The sequence below is a fragment of the Dermabacter sp. HMSC06F07 genome (assembly GCF_001807345.1).
Taxonomy (GTDB): Bacteria; Actinomycetota; Actinomycetes; order Actinomycetales; family Dermabacteraceae; genus Dermabacter; species Dermabacter hominis.
This window is the reverse complement of the sequence record NZ_KV788588.1, coordinates 571,038-591,722: the sequence shown is the minus strand read 5'-3', so window position 1 is coordinate 591,722 and position 20,685 is coordinate 571,038. Positions and strand designations below refer to the sequence as shown.

Genomic DNA, 20,685 nt, shown 5'->3' with positions numbered 1-20,685 from the left:
AAACACGGTCGAATGGAGCCATGAGACGACGCATCACCTCGGCGCTCGCGCGCACCCTTGCATGGGCACGTCACACTCTCGTGCCGTTTTCGTGTGCGTGCGGAGAACCAGGGCTTCACATGTGTGATGAATGTGCGAGTGCCCTCTCGAGTGGTGCTATCCGCGTGGAAAGCGTATGCGAAGAGGTCTGCGAGGCACGGCCAAGTGCCGACGGCCGCGAGATCGAAGCGCTGCCGATGTTTCCCGTGGTCACTCTCGCCGAGTATGAGGGGCGCGCGAAGAGCCTTGTCCTCGACTACAAAAACGGAGGGCACTTCGCGCTCGCCCGATACTTCGGTCCTCTCCTTGCAGATGCCCTCGCCGAGTTCGCGGAGCGATGCGCCCACAGGCATATCCTCGTCGCGGTACCCTCGCGCAGCGAAGCAGTGCGGCGCAGGGGAGAGGATCACATGCGGCTCCTCGCCGAACACGTGAGCGCACACGCGCGGGTGCGCCTAGCCCCGGCGTTGCGACTCAGTGGACCGAGCCAACACTCGCAAACGAAGCGCGAGAGGGCGGGCGGGCGAGGCCGCGTGATCGGGCCGAGGAGAAGCGACGAATGGGAGGGGCTGCGCGGCGTTTCGGCGGTCATCCTTGATGACGTTGTCACGACAGGCACAACTCTGAAAAAGACAAGCGATGCTCTCGCAGGACTTGGGGTGCACACCTGCGCGGCACTGACGCTCGCGTCTGCGAGGGTTCCGCGCACACACGTTCCCAGTCTACTCGTGTGATCTGCGGTACGTTTTCAGTCAGAAGCCTCATAATTGAGAGACCACAAAGCGGCAGGGACGCCGCGAACCTCGTGAGGAGGAGGTGAACCACCCACCCGTAGAACCGGGCGGATCGTGGCCGCCCACGCACTTCTCAACTCTGGAGGATTTCCATGGATATCAATGTTGTTGGCCGCAAAATGGACGTTTCCGAACGCTTCCAGCGTCACCTTGAGGACAAGCTCAGCAAGGTCCCCCAACTAGCGCCAAGCGCAATGCGAGTGGACGTTGAAGTTTCGTCCGAAAAGAACCCGCGCCGCGCCGACGAAAGCGAACGCGTTGAGCTCACGGTCCATGACGAGGGTCAGATCATCCGCTCCGAAGCACGCTCCGGGGACCTGTACTCTGCACTCGACCTCGCTCTTGACAAGCTTCATGAACGTCTCCGCCGCCTCGCGGACAGGCGAAAGGACCGGCACCGTGGCCGCTCCAAGGGACATGGCGCTGATACCGAGACGCTCCGCAAGATGCAGGCTGACGCGGACCGGATCGAAGAGCTTTTCGCCAAGGCCGAGTCAGGACCACGCGAGGAGAATGATGACAGCGACGCGGAGGCACCCGACGACCCCGCACTTGATTCGCCCATCGTCATTCGCGAAAAGAAGCACAAGGCCACGCCGATGAGTATCTACGACGCCCTCTACCAGATGGAGCTCGTCGGCCACGACTTCTACCTTTTCATTGATGAGGAAACCGCCAACCCGAAAGTGGTGTACCGCCGCAAAGGATGGAACTACGGCGTTATCGAATTGGAATAATTGTGACCCGCCGCGAAAAATCCAGCTAAGTTGCGGTTTTTCCGGTGTGTGATGCCTTACTCCAGGGGGTCCGGGCGCTCAAGTAGCGCGCGGACCCCCTTTGCCACGTAGACTGGCACGGTTCGCGCTGTTATCCGCAAGGAAACCGCGCCGTGAGTGTTCCGCACGCGCGCGTGCATGACGAGATCCTCTAAGGGAGTTTTCCAGTGGCCAAGCTTTTCGACGTCATCCTTCGTGCCGGTGAAGGCCGCGAGCGTAAACGCCTCGCCGACATCGCTCAACGTGTCGATGATATCGAGGAAGGCTTCCTCGAACTCACCGACGATGAACTTCGAGAAGAGACGGAAAAGTTCAAGAAGCGCCTCGCCGACGGCGAAACGCTCGACGACATCCTGATCGAAGCCTTCGCGACTGTTCGCGAAGCCGCACGCCGCACACTCGGCCAGCGCGCCTACCCCGTGCAGCTCATGGGCGGCGCTGCCCTCCACCGCGGCGAGATCGCCGAAATGAAGACCGGTGAAGGCAAGACCCTCGTCGCGACCCTGCCCGCATACCTCAATGCGCTCGCCGGCAAAGGCGTCCATATCGTGACGGTCAACGACTACCTCGCGAAGTACCAGGGTGACATCATGGGCCGCGTATTTCGTATGCTCGGCCTCACAACCGGCGTGATCGTCTCCGGCCAGGATCCCGCGGAGCGCCGCAAGCAGTACGCCGCCGACATCACCTACGGCACGAACAACGAATTCGGGTTCGACTATCTGCGCGACAATATGGCGCACTCGGTCAGCGACAAAGTGCAACGCGGCCACTTCTTCGCCATTGTCGACGAGGTTGACTCAATCCTTATCGATGAGGCCCGCACGCCCCTCATCATTTCCGGCCCGGCCACGGGTGATGTGAACAAGTGGTTCGCTGAGTTCGCGCGCGTCGCAACTAAGCTCAAGCGCGACCGTGACTACGAAGTCGACGAAAAGAAGCGCACCGTCGGCATTCTGGAGCCGGGGATCGACCTCGTCGAAGACCAGCTCGGCATCGACAATCTCTACGAGTCGCTCAATACCCCGCTCATTGGCTTCCTCAACAACGCCATTAAGGCCAAGGAGCTCTTCAAGCGCGACAAGGACTACGTCGTCATGGACGGCGAGGTCATGATCGTCGATGAGCACACGGGCCGCATTCTTTCTGGTCGCCGCTACAACGAAGGCGTCCACCAGGCGATCGAAGCCAAGGAGGGCGTCGCGATCAAAGCCGAGAACCAGACGCTCGCGACGATCACCCTCCAGAACTACTTCAAGCTCTACGACAAGCTCGCGGGCATGACCGGTACCGCCGAAACTGAGGCTGCCGAGTTCATGGGCACCTACAAGCTTGGTGTTGTCCCGATTCCCACGAACCTTCCTCTTCAGCGCATCGATCAGATGGACCAGATCTATCGCACGGAGAAGGCGAAGTACCGCGCGGTCGTCGCCGATATCGAGGAGCGCCATAAGAAAGGCCAGCCGGTTCTCGTTGGCACAGTGAGCGTGGAAAAGTCCGAGTACCTTTCCGCGCTGCTCAAGAAGAAGGGCATCCCTCACAACGTCCTCAATGCTAAGAACAACGAGGGCGAGGCTGCCGTTGTCGCGATGGCGGGCCGCAAGGGAGCCGTCACAGTCGCGACCAACATGGCCGGCCGAGGCACCGACATCATGCTCGGCGGAAACGTCGAGTTCATGGCGCATAAGGAACTCGAGAACCGCGGTCTCAGTGCTGAGGAACAGCCCGAGGAATACGAGGCGGCGTGGGACGACGCGCTCGAGAAAGCCCGCGAACAGGTCGCCAAGGAACACGATGAGGTTGTCGACCTCGGTGGTCTCTACGTTCTTGGCACGGAGCGCCACGAGTCCCGCCGTATCGATAACCAGTTGCGCGGCCGTTCGGGCCGCCAGGGAGACCCCGGCGAGTCCCGCTTCTACCTGTCACTTCAGGACGATCTCGTGCGTCGCTTCTCGCAGGGGCGTGCCGAACAGATTCTTGAGCGCGGAGGCGTTGACGAGGACACGCCGTTGACGGGCAGGATCGTGACAGGGTCGATCCAAGGCGCGCAAAAGCGTATCGAGGCGCAGAATTTCGAGATTCGTAAGAATGTCGTGAAGTACGACGACGTTTTGACGAAGCAGCGTGCCCGCGTGTACGAGGACCGCAACCGCATTCTCGAAGGTGAGGATCTCGAAAACTCCATCACTGGCTACATCGACGACGTCGTGGGAGCGCTCGTGCGTAACGCGACCGCCGGCAAGAGCGCCGAGGACTTCGAACTCGAGGAGCTTTGGGGCTCGCTCAAAGCGCTCTACCCCGCCTCCATCACGGCCGAGGATGTCGTTGAGGAAGTTGGAGGCAAGGAAAACCTCACGGCAAAGCGTCTTGAGCGTGAGATCCGCTCGGACATCGCGATTGCCTATGAAAAGCGTGAAGACGAGCTTGGAGAAGCAGCGATGCGCCAGCTTGAGCGCCGCGTACTCCTTTCGGTGATCGATCGGCGCTGGCGCGAGCACCTCTACGAGATGGACTACCTCAAGGAGGGAATCGGTCTTCGCGCTATGGCCCAGCGAGATCCGGTTGTTGAGTATGCGCGCGAGGGCTTCCTGATGTACAACGACATGGTCGCTGGCATCAAGGAAGACGTCGTGGGGTACCTGTTCAATCTTGATGTCAAGGTGCAGCAAGCACCCAGCAAAGGGCAGGTTCCCGAGAAGGTCGCAAAGCTCGTGCGCGAAGCTGCCGCTCAGGCAAAGGCTGTGCCGGGTGGGGCGAAAGCCGGGTCTGGGACCGCGAACCAAGCCGGCGACTCCGAGGGCATCGAGATCGCGGCGAAAGGCCTTGGCGAAGGGCCGAAGGTTGAGGACTTCTCCTACAGCTCCGCTGAGGGCGAAGCAGCCACCGAGCGGCCGCTCTCGCGTGCCGAGCGTCGCCGCAAGGAGCGCGAGGAGCGTAAACGCACGAAGAACAACTGACCTTCGCCGTCGGTTAAAGCCTGCTGACGTGCGTTAGCCGAGTTCGAGAGTTGTGATTTTCCAGCCGGAACGCTTCTTCTCCCACCTCATGCACACGAACCTGGGGCGAAGGGAGTCTCGCACGACCGAGTTCGCCTCGATCACGCTGTCGCTGACTTGACATATGTGCACACCGCCGACACTCACGCGTGGGGCGACTTTGATGCCAGCAGTGTGCCGGTAGGCGTTGACGCAGGAGACGCGTTTGGCGAAGTTTTCCTGTTCTTGCGGAACGAGAACTTTGCTTAGCGACGTGATGGGGCGATAGCCGTTGAGTACCTCAAGTGCTTGACGCGAGACTGCCTCGACGAGCCTGCGTGCCTTGATGTCGTCGTCGAATGGGGTTTCGATGCGCGGTGACGGGGAATGAGGATTGGTGAGCATGGCGTGAATCTTTCTGCGTGGTGCGGCTAGCGATCAAAGGTTGAAGTTTTGGCCGGGGAAGATTAGATCGACGTCGTCGATTTCGGGATTGAGCGCGGCGATTCTCTCGATTTCGCGAACGATAGCTCCGTTGGTGGGGCGTTCACCGTTGAGGCTGGTGAGATGGCGCTTTGCGATCGTCCATAGCGTGTCGCCCTGCTTCACTGTGTAGGTATCGCTCGAACGTGGCGCCGTTGCGGTGCGAGCGGCGGTAGGAGCCGGAGATGCGTTTTCTTGCTCGATAGCGTTTGGGGCAGCCGCTGGCGCTGGGAGGGCCTGCGAGGCGCCGCTGTACGCCATCGATTGCGAAGGTGTGGGCTCCGCGGTCGTCTCTAGGCTTGGGATGATGCCCGAGTCTGCCTCTCGTGGAGCCCAACCGAGGGTGGTGACGTCGGATAAAGGGATGCCTTCACTATTGCCGATAGCCTCCACGGGGTTGTCTCTTTCCCCCGAATCGGAGGCGTGCGGAGTGGCTGTGGCAGACGGGGGCGTTGGTGCGGCATCGGCGAGAGCCCGTGTGGGGTCGCCAAGGGAGAGGGCTGTTGCCGAGATCCCAAGTGCGACGACCGCGAGGCGCGCGGCTCGCGGAGACCAGAGGCGTAGAGCCTTGAGAGCGAATGTGCGGCGAGAGGAGTGCCTGGGCGCGGTGAGCGCGCACGAGATGAGAATCCAGGTCACGCTTAAGTGCGCGGTGAGCGCGGCGAGCCCTCCGGCGCCTAACGCGAAGACCGAGAGCGCGAATTTTCTGGTGCCTTCGCTCGAGTGAGCGCTATGCAGCGCGAAGGTGAGTGCACCGACAGCGGCGACGCTCGCGATGAGCCACGCGAGCGCCTTGGCGAAGGCGCGAGTTTTTCGAATTGCGACGGGTGCCAATGTGGAGAGCTCGGTGGACTGGAAGCTCTCTGCGCGATGGCTGTGTGCGGTCAACGTCGTGGTCACAGTGTTCCCCCTATGCGTGAGTGCGACTGCTCGCGCGCAGAAACGTCGAAGCTTTGCTGAAGCAGCGGAAAGCCTCTCGGGAGTACTGAGCACGTACGCACCATTTGATGCAGTTTGATAAACTTTGATGTTCATGAAGGATGTTATGTGCTTTTTGGTGGATGTGCAAGAGGTCACTGTGGAGAGTGCGATACCTTGTCGCCATGAGTGCCGATGACCGTCTCGAGGATCTCGATCGCTGGCTCGAGCGAGAGCGCCTTGAACGCATTCGCCAAGACGCGCAGGAGCTCGCCGAAGCAGAGCGTGCGGAGGTGGGACTCCTCGACCGAATCGCGGGGACCGCGGGGCAGGCTGTGACGATAAGTCTTTGCTCAGGTCGGGCATACGAGGGGCGCATGCGACGTGTCGGCCGCGATTGGATCGAGCTCGATGCTCTCCACCCCTCGCGCACAATGATCGTGAACGCGGCGAAAGTCGCGTGGGTGAGTGGCGCTCTTGGTCGGGTGCGACCCGGTGACGAGCGGCGACCGCGGCTAGGGCTGCGCAGTGCTGTGCAAGAAATGGCCGAAACTGGGCGTCGTGCAGTGATCGTGACGGTGGCCGGGGACCTTACCGGGGTGGTGGCGCGAGTTTTCGCAGATCACTGCGAGATCAGGGCGGTCGCAGGGGCCGACGCTTCCAGGCGGACGCAGAGCGTTATTTCCGTGCCGTTTTCCTCGCTCGAAGCTATCTGGGTCGTTTAGTTCTATCGCGTGCGCTCGGCGGTGCGGGCGCTGTTGTGCGCGTGAATTTCCGCTTCGGTCTCGGCGTAGGCGCGATCGACGAACGCGCGTAACTCTGCCTCTTCAACGCGCCACTGGCCGCGCCCTCCAAGTTTGATTGCGCGCAGACTTCCGCTCCGCACAAGCGAGTAGGCCTGCGGTTTTTCGATCGCGAGGATCTCGCACACCTCATCGAGCGTGTAGAAGTGCATTGGCATGGTGCTCCTCGGTCAACTTGGCTCTCCACTATTTTTGCATGAACAGTCATCCGGATCGGCGACCCTGTGGATAAATGTCGACGGGTTGGCGCCCCCGCAGTTGTCCACATTTGGAAAAACCGCTCGCATGCTGCCACGACTGTCGTTATGCTCGTCGTGGACTACGTGGTTCACGAACATTGGGGGGTCAATGGGGGAGCGCACGCGCTTTCGACGCATCAGAAAGAATCCATACCGCGATACCCGCTTGCTTACGGGCGCTGCACTCGTGTTAGGTAGCACTCTCGTCGGGGGCCTGGCATTCACGATGGTGTCCTCGAGCGAAGACGTTCTTGTCGCGACAACCGATATCGCCGAGGGTGACGTGCTCACACCCGAACAATTTACGGTGGCCGAGGTCCGCATGGGGGAGAGTCGTGAGCACTACGTGCACAAAGCCGCCTCGATCGCAGAGGGAAGCGTTGCCCGTGAAAGTATCGCACGAGGCGAGCTTTTACCCCGCAGCGCCGTCGGGCAAGCGGCAGACTCATCGATGCGCCCCGTTACCATCCAGGTCGATCAGCCAGTCACGTCTTCGCTCAAAAAGGGTGCACTGGTTGACGTGTGGGCTTCCGGTGGTGAGGATGCACCCAATTCGACGATCCTCGTGGAGGGCGCCGTCGTCCGTGGCGTAGATGAGGGCGGCGGGCTCAGTGGGCGCGGCTCGCGAGTTGAGGTCCTCATCCCCTCCGCACACGTGGCAAGCGTGCTCGATGCGCTTGGAACAAAGCGCAACCTCTATGTTGTCGAAGCGCCGGGACTTTTTGAGGATTCCGAATGATCGACATCCTCGTGTGCGCGTCGGGTGCCGACGAAGTTCAGCTGGTTTCGACCATCGCGCAGCGACTTTCCGCTCGTTGCCGTGTTCTTAGGCGGTGCGTTGACCTTACGGAGCTTCTTGCTCTCACACGAGCCGAACTCGGCGATGTTCTCCTTCTCGATGTTGATGTTGCGGGGCTTTCGCGTGAAATCGTCCACGAGATCAGGCGTGGGGGAACCGGCGTCGTTGCCGTGACGTCTCAGTCGAGCCGCACCGATCCCGCGACACTTGGAATCACCCTCGAAGTGCACGGAGGAATCGATGCCGATGAGCTCTACGATGTGCTCTTGCACGCGGGGCTCGAAACGCAGGATCCCGATCACTCCACGTGGACCCAAGAGCCAAGCAGCGACGAAGTGGCCTCCCCGATGCTGACCGTATGGGGCCCCGAAGGTGCCCCCGGGCGCTCCTTCGTCGCAGCACATCTTGCGCACGAACTGTCGCTTCTCAGAGGTGAGAGCATTCTCATCGATGCCGACACCTACGGCCCGTGCCAATCACAGATTTTCGGTGTCCTTGATGAAGTGCCCGGGCTCGTTGCCGCATGTCGAGCAAGCGATAAAGGCGCGCTCACAGCCGAGCTTCTCCTCCAGTATTCTCCGCTCGTCAGCGAAGACCTCCACCTCCTCAGCGGAATAGGCGTCCCCTCGCGTTACATCGAGGTCTACGACAATGCCCTCGAAGCGGTATGTGGAAAAGCTCGAGAGGCGACGAACACCGTCGTCGTTGATGTCGCCGCACCACTGGACCACGAGGGAAGCGGGGGTGACTTCGGGGCTCAGCATCGCAATGGGGCCACGCGAACCGCACTTGCGTCGGGCTCACACGTGATCGCCGTTGTGGCCGCTGATCCCATTAGCGTGACGCGCTTTGTGCGTGAAGCTCCCCAGGTCATGGAGCTCGCGCGGAATCCCGTGACCGTCGTTGTTAACAAACTCGACTCAAGCGTGACGCTCGCGAGCATCGAGCGGACTCTTCGCACGCGCCTCGATTTTGATACGTGCCTCGCCCTCCCGCTCGATGCGGCGGTAGCCTCTCGCGCGAGGTGGGACGGCGTCCTCCTGTCAGAGTCTGCACCGAAATCGAAACTTCGGCAGGCTCTCATGCGGCTCGCCACTCACGTCGACCAGAATCTTCTTCGGTAGTCTTGAGGCCCCAGCTGTTACTAGCCAAGGAGAGGCACATGCGCGTGTTCTGCCCTGTGAATGCGCTCGCGGGAGAAACGAGCGTTCTCGATATGACGGTCCCGACGTTCGACCTTCCCGCAGGCGCGCGGGTGTGGGGTGTGCCGGCCTCGGCGACTAAGGGGCTCGCTGGTGATGAAGCTGAAGAGCGCGAATTCGAGGCGATGTGCGAATGCATCCTGTCTCTCGCCCACGCTCACAGAAGCGAGGGCCGGATTGCGATCGCAGCGTTTGACCTTCCCGATCGCGCACTCGAGAGCGACGCCTCGGCCGACGTTGGCGAGTGGTCGCACCTCCTTAAGAGCGAGGCGATAACGGTGCCGCTAAGGGCCTATCTCATCACCCAGAATTCGGCCGCTGAGGTTGCCGACGACCCCTACGCTCCCGACGTGTTTTGGTTCGACGCGAGCGAAGCCAGCGCCGTGAGGGAGTTCCTCGAAGCCTAGCGCTCGTTTGCGAGGACGTCGTTGGCAAATTCTTCCTCGGTGTCGAAAGCATCGCCCGCTGCTTCGAGTGCGGCTTTTTCGATTGCGCCTCCCACGAGGGGAATTTTTACGCTGAGGTTTGCCTTGATGCTCATACGCGAGCCGTCGCCGCTGCCGCCGAGAGTAAAGTCCGCCGAAAGGTCGACCGGAAGAGAGGCGACCGTCGCGCGTAGGCGCCCCGTCCGGGAGCCGCCGTCGGGAGCGTCCCAGTCATGCACGATGGTCACGTCGAGGCGCCCGGGCAGGAAACGGCTGAACTTGTCGTGGCCGATCTGCTCGCGTGGCACAGTCGCCTGGATCGTCGTGGTGAAGGCGCCGTCGGGATTGCCCTGGACATCCACGTGCGTATCGTTCACGCCGAGCCTTCGCGCACGCTCAGCTGCGTGCTCACTGCTCGCGTAGAAGCGTGCAACGCGCTCGACGCTCGCGCTGTAGTCGATGGTGTCGTGGAGTGTTTTCACTGTCGTCTCCTCACATCTGGTGCTGACCTAAGACTAGCGGCGCGCGGCGAGACGAGCGTGTGCGCGGTGCCGGACTCAAGCCGTGAGGCAGTAGGCTTGAGATATGGCTCCCACCGTGAACAACGTGCTTACCTATGACGATGAAACGCCGAGGCCCGAGGTTGAGTGGCTCCAGCTTCTCCTCGGTGATTGGCAGGTCGTTTCGGATCTGCTGGGTTCCGATCTCGTGCTGTGGGTGCCGCGCGAAGAGGGGATGTGGGCGACCGCGCATTCGCGCCCGGCTAACGGCAGTACGGTGTATTTCGAGGACCCGATCTCGAGTGTCTATACGCGTGAGGATTGGCCCGAGCTACTCGCGGCCTATGACAATGCGGGAGCAGGCGTCGATGATGTCGACGCATTCGTGACGGTCGAGCGCGAGTCTCGCCCCGCATTCGTGCGCTTTGCCCCCGTTCGTCGCAAGGGCGTGGTCCTCGCGATCGTGTCGATCGAATCGTTTACATCGCCCGCCGATGCGCGACTCACCGCCGCGGAAGAGGAGCAGCATCGGCTTGGCCGAGAATTGCTGCTCATGATGGGGGAGGGGGCGTTCCCTATTAAAGGGGCGCCCGTTCCGCCTCGCCGAGGGGCTCCTCGTGTGGGTGACGGTTGGGTGTCGGTCGATAGCGAAGGTGTTGTCAAGGCCGCCTCTCCGAACGCACTTTCCGCCTTCCACCGCTGCGGGATGCAGGGAGACATGGTGGGGTCCCTCCTCGCGGAGCTCGCGACCGCAGATCTGCAATCGCGAATTCCCGTCGATGAGTCGCTTCCACTTGTGCTGACGGGGCGCGCCGCGTGGCGCGTCGACATGCAAGCAAAAGGCGGGATCCTGTCACTGCGCGCGATCCCGATCACGCGCCGGGGGCAGCGAACGGAGGCCATCATTCTCGTACGCGATGTGACCGAGGTGCGCCGTCGCGAAAAAGAGTTGATGACTAAGGATGCGACGATCCGCGAGGTCCATCATCGCGTCAAGAACAATTTGCAAACGGTCGCTGCGCTTTTGCGCTTGCAGTCCAGGCGCATGAAGTCCGACGAAGCGAAGGACGCGCTGCTTGAGGCGATGCGGCGCGTGTCGACGATCGCACTGGTTCACGAATCCCTCCTGCAGGGCAGCGAAGAGACCGTTTTGCTTGACGACGTGATCGATCGCTGCCTGCGCCTCGCGGTCGATGCCGCCTCGGCAACGGTGCATGATGGTGACCACGCGAGCGGCATCGGGCAGGTTGCGGTCGCGACTCACAAGGTCGGCAAGGCAGGGCTCGTACGTGCGGAGGAAGCGACCCCGCTGGCGCTTGTCCTGACTGAGCTCGCAACGAATGCCGTCGAGCACGGACTCTCGGAAACCGGAGGAAACCTCACGATTACGAGTGAGCGAAGCGGAACCCATCTCGTGATTAACGTCGACGACGACGGCAAAGGGATGCCCAGCAGGCCCGAGGGGCTCGGCACGAATATCGCGCAAACCCTCGTGCAGGGGGAGCTTGGTGGCGTTCTCACCTGGGAGAATAGGCCCGACGGTGGCACGCGCGCCACGATTGATGTGTATCTCGACCCGATCTCGCGCTAAGGAGTGGGGAGGGCAAGCCCAGAGTTGATGCGGCTGTGCCTAGCGGCGGCAACGCCGCTAGATACGGTTCGAAAAGATACGCCTGTGGGCAGTGGCCGTTAGGCGACGCGTCGCGCTCGCGCGGTGCGGCGCTTAAGTGAGCGGCGCTCATCTTCGGAAAGGCCGCCCCACACGCCGGAATCCTGGCCGGATTCGAGCGCAAATTTCAAGCAGATATTCATGACCTCGCAGCGTTGGCACACGGCCTTGGCTTCCTGGATCTGGGTGATCGCCGGTCCCGTGTTCCCGATGGGGAAGAAAAGCTCGGGATCTTCGGTGAGGCATGCAGCGCGGTGGCGCCAATCCATCGGGTCACTCTCTCTTTCCAGTGCATCGTGACCGTAGTGGGGTCACAATGGCGTGTGGCCCAGCGGGCCTCGACATCAATGCATATCGCCACTAACACGGTGGTGTCGAAGCGATGTAGTACTCCATTGTTCCTGGCAACGTCGCTAATGGACAAGGATCTAGCGAGAAGATCCCTCGTTATCTTTTCCACACCGCCTGCATCTTGCCAGGGGCGGTCATACGGCGTACCGGGCATTAGGGTGGGGGCATGACTTCCGTTAGCGGTGCCCCCGGTTCCAAGGCGCAATCTCAACGCCCCACGCACCCGCTGCGCCGCGTGAGCGCCGCGCTCCTCGTGGTCGAGGCGCTCCTGCTTCTCGCCGCTGCGCTCTATGCCCTCGTGACTCTTCCCGCTCAGTCCTCGAAACTGTCAACACTCGCCGTGGGACTCACCGCATGTCTAGGGATCTTCGCGCTGTTGGTCGCGCTTGCTGCGCGTTCGCTCATGAAACGCGGGCGCTACGGCGTGAGCTTTGGAGTGACATGGCAGCTTTTCCAGGCGCTGATTGGGGGAAGCCTCATCCGTGGAGGTCTCCTCTGGGCTGGCTTTACTGCTCTTGGCCTGGCGATTGCGCTGTTCGTTCTTCTCATACGCCCTGAGAATCGACCCGATCGCGAGCTCTTTATCGCCGACGAGGACTAAGCCGCCGACGGATCTAGGCAGGCGTCGGATGCTGCCGATCAATGAGGTGGGCGCCCTCGTTCGTCACGTTTCCAACGTCGTCTCCCACCCGGTAGGCTTCAAGCGCTTGAGCTGGGAGCTGCCCTTCGGAGCCATTGATCCAGGTATGGGCGTCATTTCCCGTTGCGAAAGACTCGAAACCGAGCCAAGTTTCGCGGCCCTCGGGGTTGAGGAAAACGGGCATGCGGGAATGGATTCGTTCGAGGTGTCCCTCGGCCGCTTTCGTCATGATCGTCGCTGTGAGCAGCCATTCGGCTTCTGGTCGCGCAGGATCTTTCCACCATGACACGAGGCCGGCTGCATACAGGAGTGGGGCGTGCGGATCGTGGAGGTGGTACGGGATTTTCCCGTTCGGTCCCGACTGCCATTCGTAGTAGCCGTTCATGGGGACGAGGGCGCGATAGCGGCTAAGGGAGCCGCGAAAACTTGGCTTTTCTATGAGAGTTTCTCGCCTCGCGTTAAAGGTTTTCGCGGAGAACGAGAGGTCTTTTGCGAACCGGGGGACGAGGCCCCAATGGGCGGTACGCACAGCTCTCGTGAGCGTGCTGGTATCGCGTTCGACCCCCTCGGTCACGACATAGATCGGCGTCGTGGGAGGGATGTTGTAGCGCGTCGCCAGGTGCGGATCGGCGCGATCCAGGGCGCCGATGTCATCGAGAAGCGGCTCGATCTCCTGGAAAAACGCGAAACGCCCGCACATGGCGACGCCGCAGCCTAATCCTGCGCGTCGCGCGCGCTGTTCTCGGTGGCTGAAGCCGCGGGTTCCTCACCCGATGACTCGTTGCTTTCGGAGACGGAGAAGACATCCTCGTCGCCCTTGCGAAGCGCGTCCTCACCCGCGAATGTCGCCGTGTAGTTGCCCTGGTTTTTGTAAAGGTTGCTGACGCGGATTTCGCGGCCTTCCTCAACGATTTTGGCGTATTTGAGGTCGGCTTTGGTGGGCGGTTCGGTGCCTCGGCTTGGAAGTTCGAAACCGTCCTCGGCGGGCATACCAGCGGCGAGCTGGCGGCCGCGCAAAACCTCGGCGTCAAACGCCGCGCCGAGAATGAGCACGATGCTCACGACCCACAGGACGAACAGGACTGCCATGACGCCACCGATGGCGCCGTAGCTCGAGTAACTCGCCGCGGTCGACATGTAGATGCTGAGGGCAACGAGCGCGAGGGCAATGCCCACGATGGCGAAAATTCCACCCGGCGAGATGAAACGGTACTTGTGCTCAAGGTTCGGCGTCGCCCAGTACAGCAGCGACACGACAGCGAACAAAAGTGCGAGCATGAACGGCCACTTTACCCACGCCCAAATCGGGATAAAGGTGTCGGTGAGGAAGGACAGAAGATCCGGCATCTGGATCGCCGAGAAAATGGGTCCAAAGAGGGAGTCGACCATGCTTTGGTTGAGCAACATGGAAATGAAGAGCAGGAGGATTCCCACGATGAGTGCGGCAGTGACCGCGAGCATCGAGAGGTTGAACTTGACGGGGCCGCGGGTCTCCTCCACTCGGTAGATTTTGTTGGAGGCTCGCGAGAATGCCTTGACGAACGCCGAAGCCGACCACAGGGCGGTCACGATACCGATGATGAGAGCGATCGTGCCTGAGGAGGTCGACCCGAGGAGAGATTTGAGTGTGGATTCGATCGGGCCGCTCAGATCGCCCGAGCCCTTCGCAATGTTCGACTTCGCTACTGCATCGGTAATCAGCCCGACGATTTCGTCTTGGAAACCGCTTAGTACGAGTGCAGCGAGCGAGAAGAGGGCCAGGAGGGATGGGGCGATGGCGAGGACGATGAAGTACGTGAGCTGAGCGGCGAGGTCCGTTCCGCCCGCTCTAGAGAATTCCGTGAGAGTGCGCTTAGCCGCGTACGTCCATTCGGTCTTCGACATCTTTGCTTCGGCCGCGGTATCGCGGGTGGAAAGGCGCGTTGCCATGCGGTCATCCTCTGGGACGGGGAACGGGACGACGCGAGTCTATACGGCCGATCTGCACGTATGCCGCACCGCACACGCACCCGCAGTCTGGATAACCCAGGAATACTTATCCACAATTGCCGAACAGCGTTTCGTGTGCCCTCAAACTCTGGTACAAAGATGACAGAAAGCCCCAGGGGGACGGGGCACGGGGAGCCTTGAGCAGGCGCCACGATTGCATAAGGGGGGGGGAACCCATGCACGACGCACTCGGCATCATCGAGGCCGAAGCTCGCCAAGCGATTCGCGAGCAGGGTCTCGATGCGACATCGTCGTCACTCGATGACCTCATCGCCACAGTCGTCAACGAGTACGACGCCAAAGCTGCCCGTGGTGAAGTCCCTGCGTTGCGTGAGCGCGAGTCGGCCGTGGGGGAAGTGGCCGCACGCATCGGAGGTTTCGGTGCCTTGCAGACGTTCCTCGACGATCCGGAGATCGAAGAAATCTGGATCAACTCGCCGAGCGAAATCTTCGTCCACCGGCACGGCGTCAGCGAATTGACCCCACTCGTGCTTTCGGCCGGCGAAGTTCGCGGGCTCGTCGAACGAATGCTTGCGCAAACGGGTCGCCGCCTTGACCTCAGTACACCATTCGTCGACGCACTTCTCCCCAGCGGTGCGCGCCTTCACGCCGTGATCCCGAATGTCACGCGCAAGCACTGGTCCGTCAACATCCGAAAGTTCATCTCAAAAGCACACTCCCTCGCAGACCTCGTCGCGTTAGGGTCCCTCACGCAGCAAGCTGCCGACTTCCTCGACGCAAGCGTAAAGGCAGGGCTCAACATCATCGTCTCCGGGAGCGTAGGCGCAGGTAAAACGACGATGGTCAGTTGCCTCGGCTCGGCCGTCTACCCGCGCGAAAGGATCGTGACGATCGAGGAAGTATTCGAGCTCAATATCTCGGCACGGGACGTCGTGGGCATGCAGTGCCGGCAGCCGAACCTCGAAGGCGTCGGCGAAATTACGATGCGTCGCCTTGTGAAGGAGGCGCTGCGTATGCGCCCCAGCCGCATAATCGTTGGCGAGGTTCGCGAGGCCGAGTCGCTCGACATGCTCATCGCGCTTAACAGTGGGCTTCCAGGGATGGCCACCATTCACTCCAACTCCGCCCGCGACACGATCGCCAAGCTGTGCACGCTCCCGTTGCTCGCGGGCGAAAATGTCAGCGGCTCGTTCGTGACGCCTACCGTCGCGAACGCAATCGATCTTGTCGTCCACCTCGATCACCTTCACGATGGCACCCGTCGAGTGCGAGAGATCGTCGCTGTTCCGGGGAGAGTCGAAGATTCCGTAGTCGAGCTCGGACACATCTTCGAGTTCCGTCGCGGCCGGCTATGCAGAGGCGACGCATACCCGCCGCACCCCGAACGGTTCGAACGAGCCGGCTTCTCGCTATCGACCCTCCTTGGAGACAAGCGATGATCCCGGGCTTTGCTGCTGGAGCTCTCTTCGGCCTCGGGCTCGTGACGATCTGGTCAGCGTTTTGGCCCCGTGAAGCGAGGAGACCGGTTCGGGTGGGCTCGCGTACCCGTATTGAGCAGCGAATCCGCGACGATTTCGCCCGGATCGGGCTTTCGAACGCACGCCCGCATCACCTTCTTATTGCGTCGGTGCTCACCGGTGGCGTGGCTTTCATCCTCAGTTTAGGGCTCAGCACCGCGATGATCCCGAGCGTCGCTGCAGGGGTCGGCGGAAGCCTTTTCCCCGCATGGGCGCTGCGAGCACTGGCGAGGCGACGGCAAGAAAACCTCCGCGAAGTATGGCCGGAGGTAATCGACCTCGTGGGATCGGCTGTCCGCGCGGGGCTCTCGCTGCCCGAATCTCTTGCCCAACTCGCCGATCGCGGGCCCGAGCAACTGCGTTCGTCATTCGGTGAATTTGCGAGGGAATACCACGCCACCGGCGATTTCTCCTACAGCCTCGATCGACTCAAGGCGCGATTGAGTGACCCTGTTGCGGATCGCATCATCGAGGCACTGCGCATTACGCGAGACGTGGGCGGAACCGATCTCGGTACGCTTCTCCGCACCCTGTCATCGTTCCTTCGTGAAGATGCGCGCGTGCGCTCCGAGCTCGAAGCGAGGCAGAGCTGGACGGTCAACGGGGCGAAGCTCGCCCTAATCGCCCCGTGGGTGGTGCTCGGGCTCATGATTCTGCGTCCCGAAGCCGCAGAGGCCTACGACTCCACCGCCGGCGGCATGCTCATCATCGCTGGTGCGCTCGTGTCGTTCTTCGCTTATCGCCTCATGCTCGCGCTCGCGCGCTTGCCGCAAGACGAGAGGGTGCTGCGCAAATGATCATCCGCGACAATACCCTCACGATCGTCATTTTGGGGTGCACCCTCGGCGCACTTTTCGGCCTTGGCCTCGCTCTCGTGATCCTCGAGAATCCGTGGCGGCGACCTCGGTCAGTTGAAGCTCGCGTCAGTCCTTACATTAAACGGGGCAGCGCACGTGGAGCACTCGGTTTTCTCGAGAACAGTGCACGGGTGTATCCCGTGATTGACGCTAGCGTGGGCCCGTTTCTCGAGAGCGTGCGCGCCTTTGCCGCGCGGGCGCTCGGGAGCCAACGTGAAATCGAGAAGCGTCTTGCGCTCGCGGGCGGCCGGATCACCTATCGCGATTTCAGAATTCAGCAGTTTACCTGGGCGATAGTGGCGTTCGTGGCGAGCGCTGCCCTCGGGATGGGGCTGTTCGCGCTCGAGCGAGCGCCGCTCATTGCGCTCCTCGCACTTGTCGTGATCGCAAGCGTGACCGCACCGCTCGTACGCGACTACCTCCTCACGAGCGCGATTTCGTCGCGGAAGCAGGCAATGGCGCGCGAATTCCCCACTATTGCCGATCTACTGGCCCTCGCGATTTCAGCAGGGGAAGGGCCAATCGCGGCAATGGAGAGAGTCGCGCGCACCTCTCAGGGAGAGCTTTCGCGGGAACTGGCGATTGCAGTCTCCGAGATCCGCGCGGGAGCGAGTCTCGAGGACGCACTTATCAGTCTTGGGACCCGCTCCCCGCTCGACTCCCTCTCGAGGTTCGCGGAAACCATTGCCGTCGCCCTCGAACGAGGCACCCCACTCGCAGATGTCATGCGCGCGCAAGCGCAAGATGCCCGCGAGCTTTCGAAGCGGACCTTGATGGAGAGCGCAGGGCGGCGCGAGGTGTACATGCTTCTGCCCGTCGTCTTCCTCCTCATGCCGCTCGTCATTGTGTTTGCGGTCTTCCCCGGCATCACCGCACTCCAGGTGGGGCTATGACAAGCATGGCCCCGCATTTTGCAATTTTGGTATCCCACCTCATTCCGAAGGAGAACCCCGTGTCCATTAACCGCTCAACCTTGATTGACAATGCCACCGCCCGGACCCCGCTGCGTGAGCGCATCTCCCGTGCGGGCGTTCGAGCTTTCTTCGCGGCGCGCGAGCGCCTGGCCAGTGAACGCGGAGACGTTCCCGGGTGGGTCCTCATCACCCTCATGACGGCCGGCATCGTCGTAGCTCTATGGGCCGTGGCCTCCGATGCCCTCGTGGGCTTGTTCAACCAGGCCATGAGCCAATTCACCGAGTAGCGTGCGCATGCGTATACGCCGATTGCATCGGCGCCTGCGCGAAGAACGAGGCAACGCGGTCGTGGAGTTCCCCCTCATCGCGGCACTCGTGGTAGCGCTTGGCCTGAGCCTCCTCCAGCTTGCCCTCTTCCTTCACGTGCGCAATGGACTCACGGACATCGCCGTACAGTCGGCGTACCACGGGGCGTTGCTCGGCAACGATCCGAGCGACGGCCTCGCACGGGCCTCAGAACTAGCCTCTGCTCGGTTTCAACAACTCGGTGACGTGGACGTCGAAGCGCGCGAGCATGCGGGTGTGATTGAGATAGAAATCCACGCGGCCCTGCCGCTCATCGGATTTTTCGGACCGAGCAACGCATTGCACGTCGTGGGACATGCGGTGGATGAGGATGCTCTCTAGGCTGGGCGCCGTCGCGAAGGGAACGTCGCGTCGGTTGAGGGATGCATCGGGGAACGCGGTCGTCGAGTTCACTGGACTATCCGTCATCCTCCTCATTCCACTCGTATATCTCCTGCTCACGTGTGCCTCCGTGCAGTCCGCCTCATTCGCCGCCGACACCCTCGCGCGGCAGATCGCACGGGTGTATTCGGTCCATGATCTTGCCGAGGGGCGCGAGGAACGCATCGCGGGCATCGTGGCCGAGGTAGAGCGCGACTACGGTGTCGAGGTAGAGGCCCGGGACATCGAAGTGTCGTGCGAGTCGGCGTCATGTCCGGTTGCCGGAGAGGTCGTTTCGGTGGAGGTGAGCCTCGCGGCGCCTATTCCCGGGCTCGGAGTGATCGGTCTGGACTCCTCAATCGTCGACGTGAAAGGCCGACACGCGTTGATTGCTGAAGGAGGCACGTCATGATCCGAAAGCGTCGCCTGGCGCGATGCAGAGGGGAGCGCGGCAACGCCAGCGTCTTGACGATAGGCGTCAGCGTCGTGGTTTTGATGGTGATTGCGTTCGGCATTGCCGTGACCGGTGTCGAGATCGACCGCAATCGCGTTCAGTTCGTGGCGGATGGCGCGGCCCTTTACGCAGCGGGGGGAGCGAGCGAAAACAGGCTCTACGATGACGCGGGTGACCCACGTATTCCCACCGAGGCCGAAGCGCGCGAGCGTGCCTCTGCCTATCTCGCGCAGTACCCGCACCAGTTTTCTCGCGTGAGCGATATGGACATTACAGCGCTTGCCCTCTCGCCGAATGGTGAGGTGAGGCTGTCCCTCGAAGCGCGTGTGCACCCGCCGCTCGTGGGGTGGATTTCTCGTGCGCTCGACTCTCCCATCGTTGTGCGCGTGGACTCATCGGCGCATGCGCACTAGTGCGGACCGCCGATGCTGGTGTGTAGCGGACCGCATTGTCCCGGGCGCGAGCGTCGCGTCCCTGTCGTGCGGTGAGTGCGTAGCGTAGAGTGGATGTTTGTGAGTTCTGATTTTTCTGCCGAGATTCCCCACCTGCGTTCCACCCTCGAATCGATCGAGAAGGTCACCGATCTTGATGCGCTGACCGCCAGGATCGCCGACCTCGAGAAGCAGGCGGCCGCCCCCGATCTGTGGGATGACCCGGAGGCGGCTCAGAAAGTCACGTCCGATCTCTCGCATGCGCAGGCGGAGAAGCGCCGCGTCAGCGAACTGTCGAGTCGCATCGACGACCTCGAGGTTATGGTCGAGCTTGGCGAGGAAGAAGGCGATGCCCAGTTTGCCGAGGACGCTGAAAAGGAACTTTCCGCGATTCGTAAAGCGCTTGACGAGCTCGAGGTTCGCACGATGCTGAGCGGTGAATACGATCAGCGCAACGCGGTCGTGACGATTCGCGCGGGCGCCGGTGGTGTCGATGCCGCGGACTTCGCCGAGATGCTGCTGCGCATGTACTTGCGGTGGGCTGAACACAAGGGGTACCCCACCAAAGTCATGGACACCTCGTATGCGGAGGAGGCCGGTCTCAAGTCCGTCACCTTTGAAGTGAGTGCGCCATACGCGTATGGAACGCTCAGCGTCGAGGGCGGGACGCACCGCCTCGTCCGTATTTCCCCGTTCGACAACCAAGGGCGCCGTCAAACCTCGTTCGCCGCAGTCGAGGTGATCCCGCTCATCGAAACGACCGACAGCATCGAGATCCCCGAGAATGAACTCAAGATCGACGTGTTCCGTTCGTCGGGTCCGGGTGGCCAGAGCGTGAACACGACCGATTCGGCCGTGCGCATGACTCACATCCCCACGGGCATTGTCGTTTCGATGCAGGACGAGAAGTCGCAGATCCAGAACCGTGCCGCGGCTCTGCGCGTGCTTCAGTCGCGACTCCTGCTCCTGAAGAAGCAAGAGGAAGACGCCAAGCGTAAGGAGCTCGCCGGCGATATCAAGGCGAGCTGGGGCGACCAGATGCGCTCCTATGTCCTGAACCCGTACCAGATGGTGAAGGATTTGCGCACGGAGTACTCGGAAGGCAATCCCACCTCGGTGTTTGATGGCAATATCGATGGCTTTATCGAGGCCGGTATCCGCTGGCGCGTCGAACAGGCACGCACGGAGGACTAACTCGCCGGGGTAGAGCTCAGCCCGTACCC

Annotated in this window: 24 protein-coding genes; 17 read left to right on the top strand and 7 right to left on the bottom strand. The window is 61.7% G+C overall.

Features of this window, described 5'->3' with window-relative positions; genetic code table 11:
• Positions 1-20: 20 nt before the first annotated feature.
• The 3 genes from HMPREF3157_RS09850 to secA all read left to right on the top strand — a co-directional run bounded on the left by HMPREF3157_RS09850 (position 21) and on the right by secA (position 4,566).
• Positions 21-773 (top strand): ComF family protein, encoded by a 753-nt coding sequence (locus HMPREF3157_RS09850; RefSeq protein ID WP_040386598.1) that lies wholly within the window; start codon positions 21-23, stop codon positions 771-773.
• A gap of 152 nt (positions 774-925) precedes the next feature.
• The gene (gene hpf, locus HMPREF3157_RS09845; protein WP_016664997.1) at positions 926-1,570 is read left to right on the top strand and encodes a ribosome hibernation-promoting factor, HPF/YfiA family; all 645 of its coding nucleotides are present in this window, start codon (positions 926-928) and stop codon (positions 1,568-1,570) included.
• A 206-nt stretch (positions 1,571-1,776) separates the two neighbouring features.
• Positions 1,777-4,566 carry a preprotein translocase subunit SecA gene (secA, locus tag HMPREF3157_RS09840; RefSeq protein ID WP_016664996.1) on the top strand — a complete coding sequence of 930 codons (2,790 nt, stop codon included), beginning with the start codon at positions 1,777-1,779 and terminating at the stop codon, positions 4,564-4,566.
• Between the two features lie 33 nt (positions 4,567-4,599).
• Here secA and HMPREF3157_RS09835 read toward each other — a convergent pair whose 3' ends face one another.
• Positions 4,600-4,989 carry an Rv3235 family protein gene (locus tag HMPREF3157_RS09835; RefSeq protein WP_016664995.1) on the bottom strand — a complete coding sequence of 130 codons (390 nt, stop codon included), beginning with the start codon at positions 4,987-4,989 and terminating at the stop codon, positions 4,600-4,602.
• Between the two features lie 33 nt (positions 4,990-5,022).
• Positions 5,023-6,102: a LysM peptidoglycan-binding domain-containing protein gene (locus HMPREF3157_RS09830; protein ID WP_168161707.1), complete on the bottom strand. Its 1,080-nt coding sequence runs from the start codon at positions 6,100-6,102 to the stop codon at positions 5,023-5,025.
• A gap of 68 nt (positions 6,103-6,170) precedes the next feature.
• Here HMPREF3157_RS09830 and HMPREF3157_RS10590 point away from each other — a divergent pair, with 68 nt between their 5' ends.
• The gene (locus tag HMPREF3157_RS10590) at positions 6,171-6,710 is read left to right on the top strand and encodes a hypothetical protein (RefSeq protein WP_040386597.1); all 540 of its coding nucleotides are present in this window, start codon (positions 6,171-6,173) and stop codon (positions 6,708-6,710) included.
• A gap of 2 nt (positions 6,711-6,712) precedes the next feature.
• On the opposite strand, the gene HMPREF3157_RS09820 is transcribed toward HMPREF3157_RS10590, so the two are convergent.
• Positions 6,713-6,946 (bottom strand): helix-turn-helix domain-containing protein, encoded by a 234-nt coding sequence (locus tag HMPREF3157_RS09820; protein ID WP_034373922.1) that lies wholly within the window; start codon positions 6,944-6,946, stop codon positions 6,713-6,715.
• Between the two features lie 268 nt (positions 6,947-7,214).
• Between HMPREF3157_RS09820 and HMPREF3157_RS09815 the strand changes: the two genes are divergently transcribed.
• Genes HMPREF3157_RS09815 through HMPREF3157_RS09805 form a run of 3 tightly spaced genes read left to right on the top strand, consistent with a single transcriptional unit; the run spans position 7,215 to position 9,435 of the window.
• Positions 7,215-7,766: an SAF domain-containing protein gene (locus tag HMPREF3157_RS09815; protein ID WP_161493619.1), complete on the top strand. Its 552-nt coding sequence runs from the start codon at positions 7,215-7,217 to the stop codon at positions 7,764-7,766.
• The gene (locus HMPREF3157_RS09810) at positions 7,763-8,950 is read left to right on the top strand and encodes a CpaE/TadZ family protein (protein WP_070436227.1); all 1,188 of its coding nucleotides are present in this window, start codon (positions 7,763-7,765) and stop codon (positions 8,948-8,950) included. Before HMPREF3157_RS09815 ends, HMPREF3157_RS09810 begins: the two co-directional genes overlap by 4 nt.
• Positions 8,951-8,988: 38 nt before the next feature.
• Complete coding sequence (locus HMPREF3157_RS09805) at positions 8,989-9,435, top strand: hypothetical protein (protein ID WP_070436226.1); 447 nt, start codon at positions 8,989-8,991, stop codon at positions 9,433-9,435.
• Here HMPREF3157_RS09805 and HMPREF3157_RS09800 read toward each other — a convergent pair.
• A complete protein-coding gene (locus HMPREF3157_RS09800) occupies positions 9,432-9,935 on the bottom strand; it encodes a DUF2505 domain-containing protein (protein ID WP_070436225.1) in 504 nt (167 codons plus the stop codon). The genes HMPREF3157_RS09805 and HMPREF3157_RS09800 overlap by 4 nt on opposite strands.
• A gap of 103 nt (positions 9,936-10,038) precedes the next feature.
• Between HMPREF3157_RS09800 and HMPREF3157_RS09795 the strand changes: the two genes are divergently transcribed.
• Entirely contained in the window at positions 10,039-11,544 is a 1,506-nt protein-coding gene (locus HMPREF3157_RS09795; protein WP_070436224.1) for a sensor histidine kinase, read from the top strand.
• Positions 11,545-11,642: 98 nt separating this feature from the next.
• Here the strand turns inward: HMPREF3157_RS09795 and HMPREF3157_RS09790 are convergent, their stop codons facing one another.
• Entirely contained in the window at positions 11,643-11,891 is a 249-nt protein-coding gene (locus tag HMPREF3157_RS09790; protein ID WP_016664986.1) for a WhiB family transcriptional regulator, read from the bottom strand.
• Positions 11,892-12,139: 248 nt separating this feature from the next.
• Between HMPREF3157_RS09790 and HMPREF3157_RS09785 the strand changes: the two genes are divergently transcribed.
• Positions 12,140-12,574 (top strand): hypothetical protein, encoded by a 435-nt coding sequence (locus HMPREF3157_RS09785; RefSeq protein ID WP_070436223.1) that lies wholly within the window; start codon positions 12,140-12,142, stop codon positions 12,572-12,574.
• A gap of 13 nt (positions 12,575-12,587) precedes the next feature.
• On the opposite strand, the gene HMPREF3157_RS09780 is transcribed toward HMPREF3157_RS09785, so the two are convergent.
• On the bottom strand, positions 12,588-13,313 hold the full coding sequence (locus HMPREF3157_RS09780; protein ID WP_070436222.1) for an SOS response-associated peptidase: 726 nt from the start codon (positions 13,311-13,313) through the stop codon (positions 12,588-12,590).
• Between the two features lie 14 nt (positions 13,314-13,327).
• Complete coding sequence (locus tag HMPREF3157_RS09775) at positions 13,328-14,542, bottom strand: YihY/virulence factor BrkB family protein (protein WP_070436221.1); 1,215 nt, start codon at positions 14,540-14,542, stop codon at positions 13,328-13,330.
• 236 nt (positions 14,543-14,778) lie between these two features.
• Between HMPREF3157_RS09775 and HMPREF3157_RS09770 the strand changes: the two genes are divergently transcribed.
• The 8 genes from HMPREF3157_RS09770 (at position 14,779) to prfB (ending at position 20,656) form a co-directional block, all read left to right on the top strand.
• Positions 14,779-16,002, top strand: coding sequence for a TadA family conjugal transfer-associated ATPase (locus HMPREF3157_RS09770; RefSeq protein ID WP_016664982.1), 1,224 nt, complete (start codon positions 14,779-14,781; stop codon positions 16,000-16,002).
• On the top strand, positions 15,999-16,877 hold the full coding sequence (locus tag HMPREF3157_RS09765; RefSeq protein ID WP_016664981.1) for a type II secretion system F family protein: 879 nt from the start codon (positions 15,999-16,001) through the stop codon (positions 16,875-16,877). The genes HMPREF3157_RS09770 and HMPREF3157_RS09765 overlap by 4 nt, the downstream gene beginning before the upstream one ends.
• On the top strand, positions 16,874-17,830 hold the full coding sequence (locus HMPREF3157_RS09760; RefSeq protein WP_016664980.1) for a type II secretion system F family protein: 957 nt from the start codon (positions 16,874-16,876) through the stop codon (positions 17,828-17,830). Before HMPREF3157_RS09765 ends, HMPREF3157_RS09760 begins: the two co-directional genes overlap by 4 nt.
• A 59-nt stretch (positions 17,831-17,889) precedes the next feature.
• Complete coding sequence (locus HMPREF3157_RS09755) at positions 17,890-18,138, top strand: hypothetical protein (RefSeq protein ID WP_369707160.1); 249 nt, start codon at positions 17,890-17,892, stop codon at positions 18,136-18,138.
• 7 nt (positions 18,139-18,145) lie between these two features.
• A complete protein-coding gene (locus HMPREF3157_RS09750) occupies positions 18,146-18,538 on the top strand; it encodes a hypothetical protein (protein ID WP_051120722.1) in 393 nt (130 codons plus the stop codon).
• On the top strand, positions 18,528-18,989 hold the full coding sequence (locus HMPREF3157_RS09745; RefSeq protein WP_016664977.1) for a hypothetical protein: 462 nt from the start codon (positions 18,528-18,530) through the stop codon (positions 18,987-18,989). Before HMPREF3157_RS09750 ends, HMPREF3157_RS09745 begins: the two co-directional genes overlap by 11 nt.
• Positions 18,986-19,444, top strand: coding sequence for a pilus assembly protein TadG-related protein (locus HMPREF3157_RS09740; RefSeq protein ID WP_016664976.1), 459 nt, complete (start codon positions 18,986-18,988; stop codon positions 19,442-19,444). The genes HMPREF3157_RS09745 and HMPREF3157_RS09740 overlap by 4 nt, the downstream gene beginning before the upstream one ends.
• Before the next feature lie 93 nt (positions 19,445-19,537).
• A complete protein-coding gene (gene prfB, locus HMPREF3157_RS09735; RefSeq protein ID WP_040386594.1) occupies positions 19,538-20,656 on the top strand; it encodes a peptide chain release factor 2 in 1,119 nt (372 codons plus the stop codon).
• The last annotated feature ends 29 nt before the right edge of the window (positions 20,657-20,685 follow it).